Below are 20,153 nucleotides of genomic sequence, written 5' to 3' on the forward strand. Positions count from 1 at the left end.
AGATCAGTACTAGTTGCTTTCACGCAGGGATTTGGCCCGCTGTTCGGCCTTGGCTTTGATACGAGCCAATTGGTGATCCCAATGTGATTCGAATTCCTTGACCCATTCAAAGACGGTTTTCAACGAGTTGGCCTCGAGTTTGTAGATCCTCTGCTTGCCTTGACGATCAACCGAAACCATGCCGACATCGTGGAGGACGCCGAGATGTTTGGAGACTGATGATTGGGCAAGTCCCGTCAGATCAACCATCGTTCCGACAGGCAACGGACCACGCTTTGCCAGCAGCGAAACGATTTCGCGACGCTTGGGCTCGGCGATGGCAGTGAAGACGTCTGTGTTCGTGGGGGTCGGTGACATGCTGTGAACATATTCCGTTAACGGAATATGTCAAGTTCTGGGACACCGTTTTGGTCAAACCGCTTTTTGAGCGATCAAAGAATCACCAAAAAAGAAAGCCCGTCCGGCCATTCGGTCGATGGCCGGGCGGGCTTGAGGAAGGCCATGTGAGCGCGCACGAGACAAGTTCGCTCGTGCTGTTTTGCCTATGGTATCGTTTTTGCCGCGATTATTTGGCGAGCAAGTCCTCGACGATTTCGTCGAGCTGCAGCCCCGAGAAATCCAAGGCGACGACTTTACCCTTTTGGTCGATGACCGCGACGAAGGGCATCGAGACGAGTCCGAACTCGGCGGCGACTGGGTTCGCGACTTCACCGGTTGTCGAAGAGACGCTACGCATACTTGGGAATGTGATTTTATTGACGGCGACGAACTCGCGAACGGGCGAGTTTTCGCTGTCCAGGTTCATCCCGATGATTGCAATTTGCTCAGGAGCCTTTTGTTGGACCTGCATCAATCGCGGAATAATCTGTAGAGAGACCGGGAATTGTGTGGCCCAGAATGGCATCAGCACCACCTTGCCCTGATAGTCGGACGAGGTCAGGTCTTGATCGACGATGACAGGGTATTGGGTGAAGTCAAAGTCGGCGCCGATGATCTTCTGGCGGGCCAACATCGCCTGCTTGGCGGCTTCGATTTCATTGGCAATCGTCGAGTTGTTTGGGGGGAAATTTTCGGTCAACAAGTCATACGTCGTTTTGACGAAGGCCGGTCGATTGAAGACTTCCAGGTGCAGCGACGATTCCAGCAGAAACTGAACGGTGATAATGTCGGGCGAATCGTTGAGTAGTTCTTCGACGACATCGGTCCAGCGTTCGACGGCGACTTGGTCGTTATCCAGGATCGCGTCAAGCAATCGCCGAGCGCGGTCAAACTTTGCTGTCCCAGCGGCATCGGCGGCGATTTTGGCCACTGTGGGATCGCTGGAGTTGCCGTACAGTTCGAGCAGCATGCCGCGGATTTCGGCAGCTTGGTCGATCATGCCGTAGTCGCTGAGCGTCTGTCGGGCTTCGGCCAGCATCAGTACCGCCGGGATGTCAGCGTTCGCGGTTGGCTGCATCGATTTAACCAATTCGACGACTTCGTTGGCTGCTTTGTCACTGCCGCCGCGGAGCGAGTCGAGGGCGAATCCGATTAGCACGATTCGGCTGTCGCCAGCGACGGAGGGGATTGGTGAGTTCAGATTTGTTGTGGCCAGTTTCTTGAGCGCTTTGGCACTCTTTAGGTCGCCCATTGAAGCAAGGTGGGAGAGCGACTGGAGTTGTCCGCGAAGGCCAGCCGTTTTCTGTTGTTCATTGGCGTCCGCGTGATTGAGGAGTTGTTCGGAGGCTTCAAGCTTCTTTTTGGCGATCGCTTCAAGCATTCGGCTGATGTCGACAGGGTCTTTCAGCTGGGTTTTTCCACTGCCGATGTTTCGCATGTCGATGTCGCAGAATTCCAGCCACTCAATCAGTTCCTCGGGCGTAAAGTCCTTGCGGAGTTGGCGGCGATTCAAATCGCTGGCAAGATCTTTTTTCGGCGTTTCTTGGTTCAGCGAAAACATCGAATCCAGCGTTGGCGCAGCCGTTGATGGAGGCGTTTGCGGGAGTTCTTCGACATCGCTAGAGCCGGCGTCTTTGTCGGCAGAAGCTGAGCCCAGGTCGCTTGAACCGGGGGCTAGGTTGGCGGGTGGCAGGTTTTCATCAGATTTACTGACCCGCAAAAGGTCCGATTCGTTTGATGGACTCGCGTCGGGTTGGGCCGCGTTAGCGTTTTCATTTTCGGGTTTGGACGTGCAGCCAACTGTCAGGCAGCCAATTGCCAGGCAGGCGAGCAAGCAAGACGAAACGGGGATCGAAAGTTGTTGGTGGCGGAACATGCCAATGCCAGTGATGCGATGAAATCGATTGAAAACGTTCGTACGAGCGACCTCGCCGAATGTCTCAAGTTTCCACAATCCGCACTTCCCCGTCCATACGAATTACCCAGTCTGCCTTGACGTCGGATCGGGAAAACGCCTATCGGATCGATCATGAAAACGGGACAAACTATCGCCGTGCAGCGTCCCAGCCGATGGGACAAACCGCTCGACGCATCGATGAGTGATGCGGATGTTGCTTGGCTGCGCACCCGTTCGCCCTTCAATGCCATGGATCGGTCTGCATTTCCGAAGGCGACCCCTCTGGAAGGGATCCTGCAATACGATTGTCGTTTGCATCGCGTTGAGCCGGGCGAGGTGATCGTTCGTGAAGGCGATTATGGCAATAGCGCGTTCTTGGTGATCACTGGCAGCGTGCGCGCGATGGTGGATTCGCTTCCAGAAAAACAGCTTGGGCGCGAAGCCACACGCGTCATCGACTGGCTGGAGTCGCTCAAGCGATACCTCGGTCGGTCACCATTTCGGGAAAGCAGGACGCCTGAGCAAGTCAGCATCAATGCGACGGATGATCGCACGAATTTGATTCGCGACATTGATGATCGCAAGGCAGTGTTTTTGCAGGACACCGATGCGATTTTTCATCGCTACGAAAATGTTGCGTTGGGACCGGGAGAGCTTTTCGGCGAAGTCGCGGCGATGTATCGGTCACCACGGACAGCGACGGTGATCGCAGAAACCGAAGCGGCGTTGTTGGAAATCCGCTGGCAGGGTCTTCGTATCTTGCGTCGCGATCGCAAGTTTGCTGACACCTTGGAAACACATTACCGAAAACATTGGCTGCCGCTGCATCTGCGTGAAATTCCGCTGTTGCGTTTTCTGCCCGAAGAAAACTTGTCGCGTGTGATCGAGTCTACGCAATTACGCTCGTATGGTCGTTTGGAGTGGAACGCCGACTACAAAAAAACGCGACAGTTGCCACCGAACGAGCAAATCGCCAAAGAGCCATTGGTGATGGAACAGGGCCAATACCCCACCGAATTGATCGTCGTACGGAGCGGTTTTGGCAGGACTTGTGTCCGTCACGGTGCCGGTCATCAAACCACGGCATACTTGGGAAAAGGCCATTTCTTTGGACTCGAAGAGATCGCGTACAACGCGCTTCGTCCCGAGTCGATGCCGTCGATACCTTATCAGCAATCCTTGCGTGCGGTGGGGTTCTTGGACGCATTGGCGATTCCAGTTGAAGTCGTCGCGGCGGAGATTTTGCCTCATGTTCGCAAAAGCGAACTTCCCGAAGTCGCCCGCCATTTGATTGGCACAACGGATTCGTCAAAAAGAACAACCGCCGAGCGTCGCAGGCATCGCAGCGACCAGCGTAGCGAAGCGTCCGATGGGGCGCGCAACGTCAATCACAAAGACATCGATCATTCGATGGGCAGTTCGTTCGATTCAACCAGTCTGCTGGAGTTCGTTGTTCAGAACCGGTTTAACAATGGGCGTGACGCGATGGTGATCGATCTGCATCGCTGTACGCGATGTGACGATTGCGTCCGTGCCTGCGCCGATGTGCATGACAACAACCCGCGTTTCGTTCGCCAGGGAGCCGTCCACGATCGGTTGCAGTTCGTGCAGGCGTGCATGCATTGCAGTGACCCGGTGTGCATGATTGGTTGTCCGACTGGGGCGATCGCTCGTGACCAAAACACTGGCGTCGTTTCGATTCACGATTCGATATGTGTCGGGTGCGGCGTTTGTTCCGCGGCCTGTCCCTATCAAAACATTGCGATGGTCGAGATCAGTGACAAACGCGGGCGAGCCTACGTTGACGAACAGTCAGGTCGACCGATCAAGAAAGCGACCAAATGCGACCAGTGCAGCGGATTGCCATCGGGGCCCGCCTGTGTTGCGGCTTGTCCGCATGACGCATTGGTGCGAATTGATTTGAGCGAATCCAAGCCGCTGACCGAATGGCTGGAGAACAGGAGCTAGCCATGTTTCGATTCAAGCCTCTATCAATTCGCCGTCGTCGTCTCATCGCGATCAGTGTCGTGATGGTCGCGATCGCGTTGATGTATCAATGGGTTCGCTTCGAGCGGGATTCGTTGGGCAAGCCGGCATTCGTTTCAGGGTTCGCGACCTTGGCAGGGATCGGCTTGTTGGTGTTGTTGGGAGTTCGGCGTCGGATTCCGTTTTGGAAACTCGGGCGGGTCAGCACCTGGACTCAGGTGCACGTTTACACCGGTGTTTTCACGACCGCAGTCTTTGTGATGCATGTACCGACTTTGGTTGGCGGCGGCATGTTTGAATGTTTTTTATCGATCATCTTTTTGATGGTTTCGGCAAGTGGTTTCTATGGGTTGTATGTCAGCAGGACCTTGCCAAAAAGATTGACGGCGGTTGGCAGCGAACACCGGTTTGATCGAGTGACTTGGACGAGGCGGGAGCTTGCCAAACTTGCCGAGTCTACATTTCAGCAGATTCATGAGCCATCGGCAAAGAAAGTGTTGGAGGCGTTTTATCACCGTCACTTGGTGCCGTTCTTTGGTGAACGGCCCTCGCTTGCCTACGTTTTGATTCCATCGGGAAATCGGCGACGTCGATTGCTTGGCGATCTGGGAAATCTGCATCGCTATTTGGAGCAGGACGGCCGAAGCGTTGCTGGCAAGTTCGCTGCGCTTGTCCGGCAACGTGATGACTTGGACTATCAATTTGCGTTGCAGTTGCGGTTGCGAGTGTGGATCGTCTTTCACGCGATGCTGTCCAGCGTTTTGCTGGTCGCTGCTCTACTGCATCTGGCGATCGTGCTTCACTTCGCTTGGTAAACACCCTGACTTTCTTGATCGACGTCTAGCACGATGCGTGAAAATGAAATCGCAATTCCAGAACCGCCCGCCGATGATCGTCCAAACGATCGCTGGCAGGTTGACGTTGATCAGCAGCGGTTGCTGACTTGGAACGGTCGGCGACGACGTTGGTTCTGGGGGGGAAGTGTCGGCACGTTGGCGTTGTGCTTGTCCAGCATGTTGTTGATTCCACCAACCACAATGATCAAGCCGGGAAAGCTTGCCGCTCCCCACGCCCAGATCTTGTCCGGTTCGGTTGGCAAAGAACGCTGCGGTGCCTGTCACGACGGTGCATCGCTAGGAATCGCAAACTGGTTTTCGGGTGCCACGATCGGTCATGCAGGTGTCAAGCAAACCGAACTCTGTTTGAACTGCCACCATCGCACGATCAGTCCGAACTTGGCTCGGTCGGCGCACAACCTTCCCGCCTCGGTTCGCAATCAGCTCAGCGAAGCGTTTCGCGAATCGGCCAAGAAACGCGGTGACAACCAAGGTGCGTTTTCGCTTGCTTCGGCACGGAAATCGATCGACCAAGACAACTTGGAATGCAATGTTTGCCACCAAGAACATCATGGTATCGAAGGCACTTTGCTGGCCATTACCGATCAACAATGCCAGGCTTGCCACACCATCCAGTTTGGCTCTTTTGCAGAGTCGCATCCGCAGTGGGACGAGTGGCCCTATGGACGCGGCGGATCGCTTGCGTTCAGCCATGCGACTCATGAAGGGACCCATTTCCCGGGCTGGAAAAATGGTGCTGTTGCGTTTGATTGCAACCGTTGCCACCCCGACCGAAAAGCGATTGCGGGACTGCAAGCCAACCGACAGGGCGAGCTACTGCGGACGGTTGCGTTTGAAACCGGCTGTGCGTCTTGCCATGACGAGAGCATGTCGGTCGCTTCAGCGAGCGGAATCGCTGTGTTGGCAATCCCGATCATAGAAGCCGACGTGGCCGCATCGATTCCAGATTGGCCGACTTCGGCGATCGGATTTACTGATGGAAAGATTTCGCCGTTGATGGAGCTGTTGCTGCGGGCGGATCCGGTTGTCGCCGAAGCTTTGCATCAGGTCCCCGATGGCGACTTGTCGCGATTGCCGCCAGGCACGCCAAAGTCGAAAGCGATTACAAAAACGATCGCGGAGGCCACTGCCACGTTGATGTCTGAAATCAGCACGGATGGGCACCAAGCCTTGCTGCGTCGATTGGGCATTGTCGGCGGCGGGACCTTGCCCGTTCAGTCAATCCTTCGAACCTTGCCGCCGCAGCTGATCCAATCGGCTCGCGAGCGTTGGTTTGCCCAGAACCAAGTCACTGTCAATTCTATGCCAGCGCTGCGATTGGTGGCGGCGGGCGAAGATGACCTGCTAGGCGATGATTTGCTGAGCGGAAGTTTGCTTGACGAGCAGAGCGACGATGCGTTGCTGGATGATTCGCTGTTGGGCGATCCGCTATTAGGCGATCCATTGCTTGAAGGCGACGCCGTTGATCCACTGAAGCCGCCAGAACCAGGACACAGCCAGTCAGAGCGTCTTCCGGCGAGTTTCGATGCGACTCGGCTTGCCCAGGCGGGCGGTTGGTATCGCGACGATTTAACGATGACGATTCGCTATCGGGGCTCGGGCCATACCGATCCGGTGATGCAAGGATTGATCGAGATGTTCAGCGGATTAAGCGATGCGGATCAACTGAAAAAACGATTTATGGGGCTAGGTTCAGTCGACGCGTGTGTGCGTTGTCACGAAGGAGCGGTTCGACTTCCGGCGTCCTGGGAAGCACATCCGACAATTGGCGGAAAACGGGACTTCACCAAGTTTTCTCACCGCCCGCATTTAAATGTCTCTGAGCTTGGCCAGTGCACTTACTGCCACGAAGTCGCCAAGATTGATTCGGAATCCGCATCCACTGAGGCACACCAACAGGTAGACTTTAATCCGTTAGGTCAGCAAAAATGTGCGGCCTGTCATACGGCGCAAGCTGCAAGTGATCGATGCACGACCTGTCATCGTTATCACATCGAGCATTAGCAGTTTGTTGGATGATCGTTGTCAGTGTTCAGACATGTCGCTTCTTACAAATTAGAGAAGGCGACAGAGAACGCTGCACTTTTCGTTTTCGGAGCTGTGGAGCGGGATTCGATTCGATGCAAAGCTTTTCGACAGATTTTGAAATACCCGCGCCGCTGCGGCAGTACTGCGATGGCAAAGCAAAGTTGGTCATCGATTCGACGAGTAATCCGCAATCGATTCTGGATCGCATCGCCGCCGAGTACCCGAAGCTTTATCGTTCGATTTGTGACGAATCCGGAAAGCTCCGCAAACATTTGAACTTGTTCGTGAACGAAGATTTGATTTCGGGTTCACAGCTTGGTGAGATCGAACTGCGTCCCGGTGACGTCGTCGGAGTCTTTCAAGCAGTCTCTGGAGGCTGACAATGTCTGAGCGTGTGGTGCTGTGTATCGGGACGAAGAAAGGTTTGTTCGTTGCCGAGTCCGGGCGTGCTCGTGGGCGTTTCAATTTGCGCGGCCCGTTTGGTAGCGGCGTGGCGGTGTATTCGGCGCTGATCGACAATCGTTTCAGCCCGGTGATCTATGCGTCCAGTTGCAGTCCGTTTTTCGGAATGAACGTGTTGCGATCGACGGACCTTGGCAATCGTTTCAAGGAAACTCGTTCGGCGCCCGCGTTTCCAGGTGATGACGGTCGGGTGATGGGTAACATCTGGTCGATCGAGACCGGCAAAAACAAAAAAGAGCTTTGGTGCGGTGTTGAGCCGGCGTCGCTCTTTCACAGTGATGACAACGGCAACAGTTGGGAACTGGTTGCGGGGATCAGCCATCATGATCACGCAAGGAAATGGCAGCCCGGAAACGGCGGTCTGTGTCTGCATACGATCGTTCGTGATGGCGACCGGATGCACCTGGGGATATCAACAGGCGGGCACTACGTCAGCGAAGATGCCGGGCAGACTTTTAAAGCGGCGAACAAGGGGGTCGGTGCCGGATTTGTCCCCAACCCGTATCCCGAATTTGGACAGTGCGTCCATAAAATTGCGATGCATGAAAAGGCACCCGGTCGACTTTACATGCAGAACCATGGCGGATGGGATGATCGCCCCGGGATCGGAGTGTTGCGGAGCGATGACCATGGCCAGAATTGGTATTCGATCGCCGCAGGATTGCCTTCGGATTTTGGTTTCCCAATTGTCGTCCATCCGGACGATCCCGATGTCGTTTACGTGGTTCCGCTGGAAGGGACAACGCGAACGTGTCCCGGTGGGAAACCAGCGGTTTATCGCAGCCAGAACGGTGGCAAGTCATGGAAGAAACTGAACAAGGGCATGCCGAAGAAAGATAGCTATTTCACGGTACTGCGTGACGCGATGGACATTGACCGGATGAAGTCACCGGCGCTGTATTTCGGCACGACAACGGGCCAGTTGTGGATCGGCCGTGATGGCGGTGAGCAATGGGATTGCCTATTCGATTCGTTGCCGCCGATCAACTGCGTCAAAGCCGCAGTGGTGTGAGTGAACGTGTCCTCGAACGGTCATGGAACAAAAAAACTCGTCCCGCGTTTTGGCAGGACGAGTTTTTGTTTTGATAGGCGGTTGAAGCGGTGCCCTACTTGGTGAACGCTTCGTCGACGGTGCCGTCTTCGCTGATGTGGCCGGTGGCCCAGAGCACACCGCGGGCGATGAAGTCCAAGTAACGGTCGTCTTCAACGGTACCGTTTTGGTGTCCCAGCGAGGTGCTGAAGATGCGTGTTTCTTTCGGCCCATAGAGGTTGGTCCAGCCGACAACGGCGGTCGCTTTGGTCGGTTCCGCTTGTGGGTTGTCGCGAAGTGCGCGGCGGCTAGGTGGCAGAATCTGCTCGCCGCGAACGAGGACCGAGGTGCCCGAGAAGACCTGAACGTTGTTGTAAAGCTCTTCGTTGATCGTGGTCCAGGGTTTCAGACCTTTGAGGATTGGGTGATCACCGGAGTCGAAGTTGATTTCGATCGGCTGTTGTGGGCCGTGGCCTGTCGATTGGACGCCGATCATTTCATACCAGCCCGCGTTGTCGGCCCCTGGTTCGACAGGCTTGCCGTAGTCACCCCAGCGATAACTGTGCATCGCGCAGTGCAAGTTCACGGCAGGGACGCCATTCTCGTGAGTTGCCAAAATACGAGCCACATAGGGCTTTTCGGTAACCGAAGCCGAGCATTCGTCGTGGATCACGACGTCATAGCCTTCGGCCCAATCGTCTTTTTCATAGATGTCGAAGCGTGCATCGGTGCCGTTGGACGGGTTGTAAACGATGGTGACTTCGGACGGGATTCGTTTTTCGATACCCGATTTCAAGAGCTGTGTTTGGGTCTTGTAATCGTGGCAGCATCCGCCGGCGACCAGCAAGACTTTCAGTGATTGGTCAGCGGCAAACGCATTGACGCCGATCAGGCACGCGATCGAGAGAGACAGGAAGGAGCGGAACGTTCGATTCACGGCGGGGACTCGCTGGGTGATGGAGCTTCGAGGTGGGAAACGGAGAGCGTTTATTGTAGCCGTATCGAGGCGGCAGGCGGGAAAGATAATGCGTCGCGGGTGCGGTGAATCCGTTGGCTCACTGGTCCGTTGGTTCAATGGCCGACAGTCGCACTCGACACGTCAGCGATCTTTGCTGGCAGCCCGGCAGAAGCATGCGACTGCCAAGGCTGATTGACTTGGGCTAAGAAAGCAGATCGAAGATCGATCGGCAGCCAGACACCTAGCACTTGAATTCGTGGCCGCGATGTGGGCCGTCGGCGCACTGCGTCAAGATCTCTGGGCCATCTTCGGTCATCAGAACCGTGTGTTCGAACTGTGCCGAAGGACGACCGTCTTTGGTGCGGACTGTCCAGCCATCGGATTTGTCGCAACGTGCGTAACGCGTTCCCGAGTTAATCATCGGTTCGACGGTAAAGCACATGCCGGGGTAAAGCCGATCGATGCGGCTTTGACGGTTTGGGAAGTGCGGGATGGATGGGTCGAGGTGGAATTGTTTTCCGAGACCGTGTCCGACGTACTCGCGAACGACGGTGAAGCCACGACGGTGGGCTTCGGGGACGATCGTTTCGCCGATCACCGACACGGTGCAACCAGGGGTGAGTGCATCGATTGCTAAGTGCATGCAGTCGAATGCGCACTGGGTGACTTCGCGTTTCTGGTCGTCAACTTTTCCGATCAAGAACGTTTCGCTTTGGTCACCGTGCCAGCCATCGACGATGGTGGTGATGTCGATGTTGACGATGTCGCCTGCGGCAAGCTTTTCTTCACCGGGGATGCCGTGGCAGATGACTTCGTTGATGCTGGTGCAGCAGCTTTTGGGGAAATTCTGGTACCCCAAAGTGGCCGGTTGGTGCCCGTTGTCGATGGTCCACTGGTGAATCAGTTCGTCGATTTCGCCGGTGGTGATCCCAGCCTTGATGTGGGGGCGTACATAGTCCATCAACATCGCGTTGACTCGTCCGGCGCGTCGCATGGCGTCGCGGCCGCTCGAATCGAGGATCAATTTGCGTTGCTTTTGCAGCATTCGAGTCATCATCCTTAGAGAATTCCGGCTTCGCTCCTTAGTTGCAGTCCAAATTACACTAACACGCTGGGCTGCAATTGATTTTGGGTCGGATTGGAAAGCGTGTGATCGCGCCGGGAAGGCGGGAGAATCATTTCCAGCTGTCCGATTTTACCGGTCAATCCTGTGTAACCGCTTGTCCCGATTTGGTGGTGCCAAGCAGCACGGGTGGATCACCGATTCGGCGACCAGGAAAGTCGGAAGCTCCGTATCCTAACAGGGCCGAAGGGGCCTTCGAAGAAGTGAAACAGGACTTCGCCCCCTTTTTCGGTGCCAAAAACAGCAAAAAAACTGCCTATTCCCCCAAATTCCCATGCCAACGATAGGAACCCTTGAATCGACCCAAGGTTACATCATGTGGCGGGCCGGCTTATTCGCTGTTTCGCGTAGGCCAATTTCCGTGTTGCTGCCGGTGTTTCGACGCACCCGACAGGACTTCAAACTTATCAAGCCTTTCTAAGAATTCGAACGTAGAGCATGCGAATCCCCCGACTAACGAGCCGGTTTTCCGCTACCGAATGGGCCATGACGGCGCGCGCTGCTGCAATCGTCGGCGTATCGCTGTTGGCGGGACCGGCTAACGCACAAGAGGCTGTGGACTCGACCATTGTTGAGCAGGCTGCTGCTGAGCAGATCGATGCAGGACAAACAGATTCTGACGCCGAGGAAGCGGTAACAACTGTCGACTCGGACGAGTTCACCAAGCGAGGCGAAGACGTGACGCCGGAAGAGGCGGCGCGAATCCTGCTCGAAGAACTCGACCAGCCGCCCACATCGAGTCTACGGTTCAACTTCACCGGTGCTAGTTGGAAAGACGTTCTGGATTGGCTTGCGACCGAAGGCGACCTATCGCTGCAAATTGATCGCTACCCACCCGGGACGGTTTCGTTCATCGATCGCTCACGCAACTACACCGTCAGCGAAGCGTTGGACTTACTGAACCGATTGCTGCTCGATCGAGGTCACGCGCTCGTTCGTCGCGGTCGGATGTTGTTTCTGATCGATTTGGAAATCGACAACGCGAGCAAGTTGATCAGCGAACTTGCGGAACTTGTTTCCCCGTCGGATTTGGATCAGCGTGGAAAGAGCGACATTGTGTCGACTGTGTTCGCCCTCGGCAGTATGACGCCCGATGAGGCAAAGACGCAGTTGCCTGAATTGATTGGTCCTTGGGGACGCGTCATCGTTCTCGATAGCGCCCGCCAAGCCAAGATTACCGAGCGTGCTGAAAAGCTGATCGCGATCCGTGACGTCATTCAGCAAAGCGCACAAGAGGTACACGAGATCAAACTGGCCTATCGCGGTGCCGAAGAAATCTTGCAAACCGCGCGGCCGCTGTTGGGGCTGGACGTCGGCCAAAATTCAAGCGATGACATCCGCATTTCCGTTGGCTTGTACGGCGATCGAATCTATGCGACCGGCCTGCCAGCGAAAATCGGGATTCTGGAGAACTTGGTCAGCAAAGCCGATCAGCCGCTTGAAGGGGCCGATGACGCGGAAGCGGGCGAAACCGCAAAGCCAGAGTTTCGGACACACTTTGTTCGCGTTGCCGATACCGCATCAGTATTCGACGTGTTGCAGACCCTGTTGCAAGACGAGCCAAACACTCGCGTCGCGATTGAACCATCAACGAACTCGGTCATCGCTTATGCAACCCCTGGGGTCCATGACAAAATCGATCAGGTGATCGCGAAGATGGAAGGCAGCGGCGAAGATTTCCGCGTGTTCCAGCTCAAGCGAATCGATCCCGCGCAGGCGCTTTTGACGATCAACAAGTACTTCGGCGTCACCGAAGAAAATCCCAGCGGTCCCGTCGTCGATGGTGATCCCGCAACCGGGAAGCTTTGGGTACGTGGCAGTGCTGATGAGATCACTCAGATCCAGCGTTTGCTTGATGAACTGGACGGTTCGGCTTCGGAAGGTCTGCTGCGTGGCAAAGTTCGTTTGTTGCCGCTTTCCGGTCCTCAAGCCGAAGATGCTCTCCGCCAGTTACAGCTCTATTGGCGGATGACAGGACGCGAGAACTCGATTCGCGTTGTCGCCCCGGGCGGGTCACGACCAAGTAACGGGATTCAAGAGCGTCGTTTGTATCGTCCCGAAGACGAACGCAAGCAGAATAGCAATCCGCAACAGTCGCAACCGGCTGGTGCGGACTTGGACGCATCAACAATCGACACACGTCGATTCTATTATCTGACGCAAGCGCCGGCTGCTGCGGATCCGGTCGAAGTTCCAGCCGCTTCGCAAGGCGACGCGGTCGATAACGAGTCCTTGACGCAGGCGGCCAACAAGCCACCTGCGGACATCATGATCGAGGTCACTGCGGACGGGATTCGGATCGCATCGGATGACACCGAAGCTCTCGACGAAATGGAAGAACTGCTTAGCCAACTGGTTGGCCCGATGGGCACGACCAGCGAACTGCCGACGATCTTTTGGCTCAAATACATCAAAGCGGACGTCGCTTCCGAGTTGGTCGCCAGCATTTTAGGCGGCGGCGACACTTCAGGCGGTTTGACCGACACGCTGTCGTCTAGCCTTGGCGGCGGAATGTTGGGCGGCTTGATGGGGCTTGCTGGCGGCGGCGGTGGATCGCAGTCGACTTCGAAATCAATTCTGACCACAACGGGCAGCGTTAGCATTGTTCCCGATTTGCGTTTGAACGCCTTGTTCATCCAAGCCAATGACGTCGACATGCAATTGATCGAAATGGTGCTGGAGAAAATCGATCGTGAGGAAAGTCCTGAAACGATCGCGTTGGCGGGAACTCCGCGAATGATTCCAGTGCTGTATGTCAACGCCAGTGATGTGGCCAAAATCGTCAAAGAAGTCTATGCCGATCGCATGGGTGGCGGCGGTGGAGGAGGCGGCGGTGGCGGTGATGATCGCGGCGGTGATCGTGGAGGCCGCGGTGGACCTTCGCCTCAGGACCTGATGGCGATGTTCCGTGGCGGAGGCCGAGGTGGCCGTGGCGGTGGTGACACTCCGACGAGTGAACGCACAAAGATCACTGTATCCGCAGACACGGCGAGCAACTCAATCATCGTGACCGCTACCAACCAAGATTTCCAAGAGATCTTGGCGTTGGTCGAAAGCTTGGATCAAGCTGGGAAGGTAAATGAGAAAGAGATGGTCGTTTACTCTCTCAGCGGCAAAGTTAACGGCGATAAGGTCGTCGAAGCGCTTTCGGCGATGTTAGAAGTTCCCCAGCAGAACGGTTCCGGCCAAAGTTCGAGTTCAAATTCGAACGACCGAAACGCGGGCGGCAATCGCGACAACAACGACAACAACGATGCGGCCGAGCGGATGCGTGAAGCTTTGCGTGCTCGTTTCGGCGGCGGCCAACCCGGTGGACAGCCGGGTGGGTTCCGTGGCTTCGGTGGTGACCGTGGCGGAAGCACACGTGGTGGCTTTGGCGGACGTCCTGGTGGATTCGGCGGCTTTGGTGGAAGCAGTGGTCGCCCGGGCGGCGGTCGCTAGTCCGGCCATTCAGTCGACGCCAATTGCTACGCGCTGATTGTCCGTGGCACTCCACTTCTCGGCATCGTTGACGTCGCATCGCGATGCCGTTGGTTTACAATCTAGCGACGATCAAATTCACCAACTCACTGTCTGGGCCTGATACATGATTATGCACGCCGGCGAGATCCTGCGACGTCGCGGTTTGCTGAGTGACGAGCAGCTTGCCGATAGCCGCGCGTCCGAGACCTCCGACATCATTCAAGCGGCGGTCGAAAAAGGATTCTTAAACGAACGAGAAGCCCTGGCAGTACTCGCCGAAGAAGTGGGGTTGGAATTCGTCGACCTGCGCGAAACCGAAGTCGACCTCGCAGCCTTGGAAGGTTTTCCGCAGCGACTGATCTATCGCCAGTCGCTGTTTCCGATTCGATTCCAACACGGGTCCATCGTCGTCGCGACGGCCGACCCTTTCGACTTGTACCCGCTTGATGAAGCCAGCGCGGCGACGGGAAAAAATATCATCCCGATCGTTGCCGAGCGTGCTGAAATCGCCCGACTGATGAAACGGCACCTTGGTGTCGGTAGCGAAACGGTCGAAGACATGATGGCTGCCGCAGCCGACGACGATGATGTCGAGCTGCTGGAAGAACTCGAAATCGATGGCAGCGAACTGAGCGAGATGGCTCAGGAGGCTTCTGTTGTTCGCTTGGTCAACGAAATTCTGTTGGAAGCGATCGAGGTCAAGGCGAGTGACATTCACATCGAAACACAGTCCGATGGTTTGGTCGTTCGCTATCGGATCGACGGTATTTTGCACCGCCAACCGACCCCGCCAGAAATCAATCGCTTTCAAGCGGCAATTATCAGCCGATTGAAAATCATGGCGAAATTAAACATCGCCGAAAAACGATTGCCGCAAGACGGGCGGATCAAGCTGCGTGTTCATGGACGCGAAGTTGACATTCGTTTGAGTGTCATCCCGATGATCCACGGCGAAGGCTTGGTGATGCGGGTGTTGGACAAATCGGCGATGGTGTTCGACCTCGGCAAGCTTGGGATGAACCAGGAAATTTATCGCCGGTTCAGCCAGTTGATCGAATTGCCACACGGCATCGTCCTTGTCACCGGGCCGACCGGTAGCGGTAAAACCACGACGCTCTACAGCAGTCTTTTGCAGATCCGCAGTGACGCGACGAAGATCATCACCACGGAAGACCCTGTCGAATACCAGCTCGACGGGATCAACCAAATCCAAGTGCACTCCAAGATCGGGTTTACGTTTGCCGCGTCGCTGCGCAGTATTCTGCGTCATGACCCTGACATCGTGCTGGTCGGGGAAATTCGTGACTTGGAAACCGCCGAGAATGCGATCCAAGCTTCGCTGACCGGTCACTTCGTATTCAGTACGTTGCACACCAACGATGCCTCGGGGGCGTTCACCCGATTGTCGGACATGGGTGTCGAACCATTCTTGGTTGCCGGTACGGTCGAAGGCGTGATGGCGCAACGTCTGCTCCGTCGGTTGTGCCCACATTGCAAGGAAGCGTACACACCACAAAAGGACGAACTGCCGCGTGACTTCCCCTGGGAACGCGCGGAGGGTTGCACCTGGTATCGACCAGTCGGTTGCCGCGAATGTCGACAACTCGGTTACAGCGGCCGGATGGGGATCTACGAGTTGTTGGTTACCAATGACGAAATCCGCGAGCAAGCACAGCAACGTGCCAGCAGCTGGGACATTCGGAAAACGGCCGTGGCGACAGGCATGCGGACCCTGCGAATGGACGCATGGGACAAAGTCATCGCCGGTAGCACCAGTGTGGACGAAGTGTTGCGTGTTACAAAAGGCGAGGTGATCTAGCGTCATGCCGGTTTACGCATACACCGCCCGTGACATGTCGGGCAAGACGGTCAACGGAACAATCGAAGCCGCCAACGAACGCGAAGTCGCAACGTTGCTGAGCGAAAAGTCGTTGTTCCCTTCGAAGGTTTCGGCATCGGATTCACGATCGGCCGGGGCGTCGTTGTTTGGTAGCCGTAAAAAGGTCAAAGGCCAGACGATGGCGACCTTTTACACGCAGTTGGCGTCGCTGTTGCGTGCCGGCGTGCCGATGCTGCGCGCGTTGACTGTACTTGGCGAACAAAGCACCGATGCGGTGTTGAGCGAGATCGTTCGCGACATTCGGTCACGAGTGGAAGAAGGCGAACCGATCGGAAACGCGATGGCTCGCTATCCACGAGTGTTTTCCGATATGGGGATCAACATGGTGCGTGCGGGAACCGAAGGCGGTTTCTTGGAAGACGCACTCGATCGCGTGGGAACGTTTACCGAACTGCAAGAAGACCTCAAAGGTCGTACCATCAGCGCGCTCGCCTACCCGGTGTTTTTGTTTTCCGTCGGTTCGGTCGTCATCACGGGCTTGCTGGTGTTCTTTGTGCCCAAGTTCGATTCGATGTTCGACCGGTTGCGTGCCAAAGGCGAAATGCCTTGGTACACCGAGTACCTGCTTAGTTTTAGTAATGTCTTACAAGACTACGGTTGGTTGCTTGCCGTTGCCATGGTTGCGCTGATCGTGTTCTTGAAAGTCCAGTTGGCTAGCGACGCAGGGCGGGAGTTGATCGACAAGACGAAACTAAAGATCCCTGTGCTCGGAAATATCTTGATGAACTTGGCCGTGTCGCGATTTTGTCGCGTCCTCGGCACGCTGCTTGGCAACGGTGTACCAATTCTGAAATCGCTCGAAATCAGTCGGTCTGCATCCGCCAATTCCTTGCTCAGCCAATCGATCGCGAATGCGACCGAGAATATCCGCGGTGGTGAATCGCTTGCGGCGCCGCTGAGAAGCTCCGGCTACTTCCCTGCGTCGGTCGTCGAAATGATCAGCGTTGGCGAGGAGAGTAACTCGCTGGAGAAAGTCTTGCCGGAGATCGCTGACTCACTTGAGAAACGAACGTTCAGGCGACTGGATCTGTTCGTACGATTGCTGGAACCGATGATGTTGTTGGTAATGGCATTCTTCGTTCTCGCAGTTGTACTAGCGCTTCTTGTGCCGGTTCTTAAGAGTAGCAGTCAGATTTCTTAGAGCGTCAAATCGGTACCCTGCCGGACGCATCTTCGAGAAGTAATGGACTGCAGTCTCTGTTGCGCAATCGCACTGTCAGGGGGGCGACAACTTCGCGAAGAGGCTGAACTGAACTTCAACGCAGTGCCGATTAAAGATGCCGTCGAATTGGTATTCCAATGCGACGAAGAATCCTTGAGACTGACATCACAATAGCTACGGTTTTAAGCCATTTTGAGTGGTTTTATGTCAGTGTAACTCGGGGGGTGAGTCTTGGGTTGCGTAGTCGGGTGGAGGTCAGTTCATCCGATAGATTGATAGCAGTCAGTGTTCAGGCTGGGTAAGCGGCGTAAAAAAGATTTGTCCGCTTTCCAGCATTCCCGACTATCGGACTGAGATTGAGATAATGTCAGGTTGTCTTCCTTCAAATACTCGTATAGTGGAAATGTGCAGTATTGAAGACGACGGAACGTCAATTGCAACCAGGGCAAAACGGAGTCGTGCAAGCAAGCCATAAAAGGCGATGCATCAATGGTGATACTAATGATCTGGATTGGAGTAACGTTGGCCTGCTTGGCCTTTGTGCTTTTTAATATCAGCCAAGCACCAAAAATCGACAGTGACCTTTCGTCAACCGATGGGCTAAAGCCTCACCGGCGGGTGGTCGAAAACTGCGCGGGGCGAGTCAAACGAATCCACGCGACGAGTCAGAAGAATTTCTGATTGAGAAAAGACGGCATCGACGCTGCAGTCACTGTGTGGTGAGAGCGTCCACTCGCCGTCTAAATACACCCGCAGCCGCAAGGGGTGCTTGCGGCTCGGTGTCTGGTCATTTCTGTGAACGCTCTTTCAGGTGCCCCGTTTTCACTCTGATTCGGGGACGACTTCGACAAGATCGTCTGAGAGCATTTCACCGGGCAATTCAACGCCAGTCCCCATCGGGCCCATCGGCATTGCCGTGCTAACGGCAGAGGTTTGTTGCACCGCAGCCGGATCGAACTTTTGGCTGGTAACGATTGGGGTCCGCGTGACTTCACTCGGGTTGTGCCGAGGTGTTAGGAACAGACCTTTCTCGTACGCATCGCGGTTCGCCCCACTGCCCCATTCGCCTTCGGCGAGTTGGATTTGGTTGTAGGCTAACAACGATCCCTTTTCGACGTGCAGATCACGAATCGCAAGGTTGTAGTTCGAGAGGGCTTGGTAAAACGCGCTTTCGCTTTGAACCACCGACCGTTGGGCTTGCAACAAGAAGTTGATGTTATCGGTCCCATCCAAGTAGCGACGGAGCAGTACTTCGACTTGTCGCAAGTCGGCTTGGTACCGGTTGTAGTTGGTTTCAACCAATTGGAACGTGAGTTCGACACTTCGAGCATCGTCCGCCAGGTTATGGCTGACGGCCAATTCGGTTTCGGCCAGCACTGCGCGTTCGCGTTGCAATTGCAGTTTTGCGTTGGCGACTGCTGTGGAAGCAGCTCGGAGCCCAACAGGTAGGGCAAATTCGAATCCGGCAGCCCATTCTTGGTAGTTTCCATCGGTGATGGTCGCATACATCCCGTCAAACGGTTGCTTGCTGTTGTCGCCAATCAGATGGTCGCCAAAACCGCGCCAGCGATACAACCCGACAACGTCAAGCGTCGGACGTTTGCCAAGATTGGCGGCGTACAATTCGAACTCGCGGCGTTTCACCTGGAATCGCTGGCGACGGATTTCGACGCGGCGATCGAGGGCTTGCGATAGAGCGGAATTCCAGTCGAAGACAACCTGCATGTCCATCGGGTCCGATGACGGGCGGAGCAGTTTTCCGTCTGCGGCGGGCATGCCCAACAGGTAACGCAAACGCTGTTCGCGAGCGTAAAGTCCGGTCGGTCCGCCAAGTTGGTTCTGGACGTTGGCTTCGAACTGATAGAACTGCGATTGGGCTTGAGCTTCTTCGTCCTGGCGACCTGCACCGACTTCCAAACGGACGTTCTGGTACTGGTAGGTTTTCAGCGCTGATTCCCGACCTTTGATGTTGGCTTCCAACAATCGGTACGCGGTCCACAAGTTCCAGTAGGCTTCTTCGACGTCGGAGGCCAGTTGGATGACGGAACGTTCATAGTCAGCCAAGGCGACGTCTTCGTTGATCCGTGCGATCAGAACCCCGTTGTAGGTTCCAGGGATCTGGCTATTACCGACAATTCGGTTGTATTGCAGCCCGGCACCTTTAAGCAACGGTTGACGCCATTCGGCTTCGACCCAACCGGCAAAGCTTGTGTGGAATCGTTGGGCCACTCGGTTGTTGCGTGAATAGTTAACGACGTGTCGAAGTGAGAACGTCGAACCGGTTGCCGATTTTTTGCGCAGCTCGCTCTGCCAGGCCGCGTTGCGGGCGAACGCGAACGGGATAAAGACGTTGCCCAGTGCCGGGTTGCCGGACACGTCGATGTTTTGAGGCTCGTCTTGTGTGGACCACATCAACGAGTTCGTGTACTGGGCATCAAAGTTCGACAGCGCGGCTTCGACACCTTGCGCCGACGAAGCGGTTTGTCCTGGCGAGTAAATTGTCTGCGTGGTTTGCGACGATGGGACGACAGCAGCGAGCGTCCGGATGACGGGGCTGTTCTGCATCGCCATCGTCATCGCTTCGGGCAGCGTCATCTCCAGGGCAGGAATCTTTGACGGGTCCTGCAAAACGTGAGGTTCGGCCGTCGATTCCGCAGCAGCGCTAACCGGGGTGGCACATTCGGCGACCTCGGGGTACTCGATCGACATGCCGACGTTCTCGTGATACGACAACGTGGTGTCATGCGGTCCCGGTTCAATCTTGTCCCAAACATGACAGCCGGTCGACGCCATCGTGGTCGAAGCCACCGTGACCGTGACGATCAGGCGGTGAAGAAGATTTCGTTTTGCACGACGTGCGGACAGTGTTGTCGACTGGCGATGGCGGAGCATTCTGTTGGCCCAATTGGG

The 20,153-nt window shown here is 55.6% G+C and carries 13 protein-coding genes; 8 read left to right on the forward strand and 5 right to left on the reverse strand.

All coding sequences use genetic code 11. The annotated features are described in order from the left end of the window. Positions 1 to 9 precede the first annotated feature (9 nt). Complete coding sequence (locus tag CGZ80_RS22615; RefSeq protein ID WP_094417951.1) at positions 10 to 357, reverse strand: ArsR/SmtB family transcription factor; 348 nt, start codon at positions 355 to 357, stop codon at positions 10 to 12. A 208-nt stretch (positions 358 to 565) separates the two neighbouring features. Then, positions 566 to 2,332, reverse strand: coding sequence for a TlpA family protein disulfide reductase (locus CGZ80_RS22620; RefSeq protein WP_094417952.1), 1,767 nt, complete (start codon positions 2,330 to 2,332; stop codon positions 566 to 568). A gap of 75 nt (positions 2,333 to 2,407) precedes the next feature. Between CGZ80_RS22620 and CGZ80_RS22625 the strand changes: the two genes are divergently transcribed. The 5 genes from CGZ80_RS22625 to CGZ80_RS22645 all read left to right on the forward strand — a co-directional run bounded on the left by CGZ80_RS22625 (position 2,408) and on the right by CGZ80_RS22645 (position 8,620). Then, positions 2,408 to 4,243, forward strand: a complete 1,836-nt coding sequence (locus tag CGZ80_RS22625; protein ID WP_094417953.1) for a cyclic nucleotide-binding domain-containing protein — start codon at positions 2,408 to 2,410, stop codon at positions 4,241 to 4,243. Positions 4,244 to 4,245: 2 nt separating this feature from the next. After that, entirely contained in the window at positions 4,246 to 5,076 is an 831-nt protein-coding gene (locus CGZ80_RS22630; RefSeq protein ID WP_094417954.1) for a hypothetical protein, read from the forward strand. A gap of 33 nt (positions 5,077 to 5,109) precedes the next feature. After that, a complete protein-coding gene (locus CGZ80_RS22635) occupies positions 5,110 to 7,122 on the forward strand; it encodes a cytochrome c3 family protein (protein ID WP_094417955.1) in 2,013 nt (670 codons plus the stop codon). Between the two features lie 116 nt (positions 7,123 to 7,238). Next, positions 7,239 to 7,526: a MoaD/ThiS family protein gene (locus CGZ80_RS22640; protein WP_158222816.1), complete on the forward strand. Its 288-nt coding sequence runs from the start codon at positions 7,239 to 7,241 to the stop codon at positions 7,524 to 7,526. Between the two features lie 2 nt (positions 7,527 to 7,528). Continuing rightward, positions 7,529 to 8,620, forward strand: coding sequence for a WD40/YVTN/BNR-like repeat-containing protein (locus tag CGZ80_RS22645; RefSeq protein WP_094417957.1), 1,092 nt, complete (start codon positions 7,529 to 7,531; stop codon positions 8,618 to 8,620). Between the two features lie 94 nt (positions 8,621 to 8,714). Here the strand turns inward: CGZ80_RS22645 and CGZ80_RS22650 are convergent, their stop codons facing one another. Continuing rightward, positions 8,715 to 9,575: a ThuA domain-containing protein gene (locus CGZ80_RS22650; protein ID WP_094417958.1), complete on the reverse strand. Its 861-nt coding sequence runs from the start codon at positions 9,573 to 9,575 to the stop codon at positions 8,715 to 8,717. Between the two features lie 262 nt (positions 9,576 to 9,837). Continuing rightward, positions 9,838 to 10,641 (reverse strand): type I methionyl aminopeptidase, encoded by an 804-nt coding sequence (gene map, locus CGZ80_RS22655; protein ID WP_094417975.1) that lies wholly within the window; start codon positions 10,639 to 10,641, stop codon positions 9,838 to 9,840. Positions 10,642 to 11,205: 564 nt separating this feature from the next. Here map and CGZ80_RS22660 point away from each other — a divergent pair. The 3 genes from CGZ80_RS22660 to CGZ80_RS22670 all read left to right on the forward strand — a co-directional run bounded on the left by CGZ80_RS22660 (position 11,206) and on the right by CGZ80_RS22670 (position 17,222). Then, on the forward strand, positions 11,206 to 14,160 hold the full coding sequence (locus CGZ80_RS22660; protein ID WP_158222817.1) for a secretin N-terminal domain-containing protein: 2,955 nt from the start codon (positions 11,206 to 11,208) through the stop codon (positions 14,158 to 14,160). Between the two features lie 145 nt (positions 14,161 to 14,305). Then, positions 14,306 to 16,000 carry a GspE/PulE family protein gene (locus tag CGZ80_RS22665; protein WP_094417960.1) on the forward strand — a complete coding sequence of 565 codons (1,695 nt, stop codon included), beginning with the start codon at positions 14,306 to 14,308 and terminating at the stop codon, positions 15,998 to 16,000. Positions 16,001 to 16,004: 4 nt separating this feature from the next. Beyond that, positions 16,005 to 17,222, forward strand: a complete 1,218-nt coding sequence (locus tag CGZ80_RS22670) for a type II secretion system F family protein (RefSeq protein WP_094417961.1) — start codon at positions 16,005 to 16,007, stop codon at positions 17,220 to 17,222. 843 nt (positions 17,223 to 18,065) lie between these two features. Here the strand turns inward: CGZ80_RS22670 and CGZ80_RS22680 are convergent. Beyond that, complete coding sequence (locus tag CGZ80_RS22680) at positions 18,066 to 20,135, reverse strand: TolC family protein (RefSeq protein WP_094417963.1); 2,070 nt, start codon at positions 20,133 to 20,135, stop codon at positions 18,066 to 18,068. Positions 20,136 to 20,153: the final 18 nt, after the last annotated feature.

It is taken from the genome of Rhodopirellula sp. MGV, from assembly GCF_002251265.1.
In the GTDB taxonomy this organism is placed as follows: Bacteria; Planctomycetota; Planctomycetia; order Pirellulales; family Pirellulaceae; genus Stieleria; species Stieleria baltica_A.

Excerpts from the sequence above, each read along its gene's own strand:
- CGZ80_RS22660 (WP_158222817.1), top strand. The coding sequence starts at position 11,206 with ATGACGGCGCGCGCTGCTGCAATCGTCGGCGTATCGCTGTTGGCGGGA.
- CGZ80_RS22680 (WP_094417963.1), bottom strand. The coding sequence starts at position 20,135 with ATGCTCCGCCATCGCCAGTCGACAACACTGTCCGCACGTCGTGCAAAA.
- map (WP_094417975.1), bottom strand. The coding sequence starts at position 10,641 with ATGCTGCAAAAGCAACGCAAATTGATCCTCGATTCGAGCGGCCGCGAC.
- CGZ80_RS22665 (WP_094417960.1), top strand. The coding sequence starts at position 14,306 with ATGATTATGCACGCCGGCGAGATCCTGCGACGTCGCGGTTTGCTGAGT.
- CGZ80_RS22645 (WP_094417957.1), top strand. The coding sequence starts at position 7,529 with ATGTCTGAGCGTGTGGTGCTGTGTATCGGGACGAAGAAAGGTTTGTTC.
- CGZ80_RS22635 (WP_094417955.1), top strand. The coding sequence starts at position 5,110 with ATGCGTGAAAATGAAATCGCAATTCCAGAACCGCCCGCCGATGATCGT.
- CGZ80_RS22670 (WP_094417961.1), top strand. The coding sequence starts at position 16,005 with ATGCCGGTTTACGCATACACCGCCCGTGACATGTCGGGCAAGACGGTC.
- CGZ80_RS22640 (WP_158222816.1), top strand. The coding sequence starts at position 7,239 with ATGCAAAGCTTTTCGACAGATTTTGAAATACCCGCGCCGCTGCGGCAG.
- CGZ80_RS22615 (WP_094417951.1), bottom strand. The coding sequence starts at position 357 with ATGTCACCGACCCCCACGAACACAGACGTCTTCACTGCCATCGCCGAG.
- CGZ80_RS22625 (WP_094417953.1), top strand. The coding sequence starts at position 2,408 with ATGAAAACGGGACAAACTATCGCCGTGCAGCGTCCCAGCCGATGGGAC.
- CGZ80_RS22630 (WP_094417954.1), top strand. The coding sequence starts at position 4,246 with ATGTTTCGATTCAAGCCTCTATCAATTCGCCGTCGTCGTCTCATCGCG.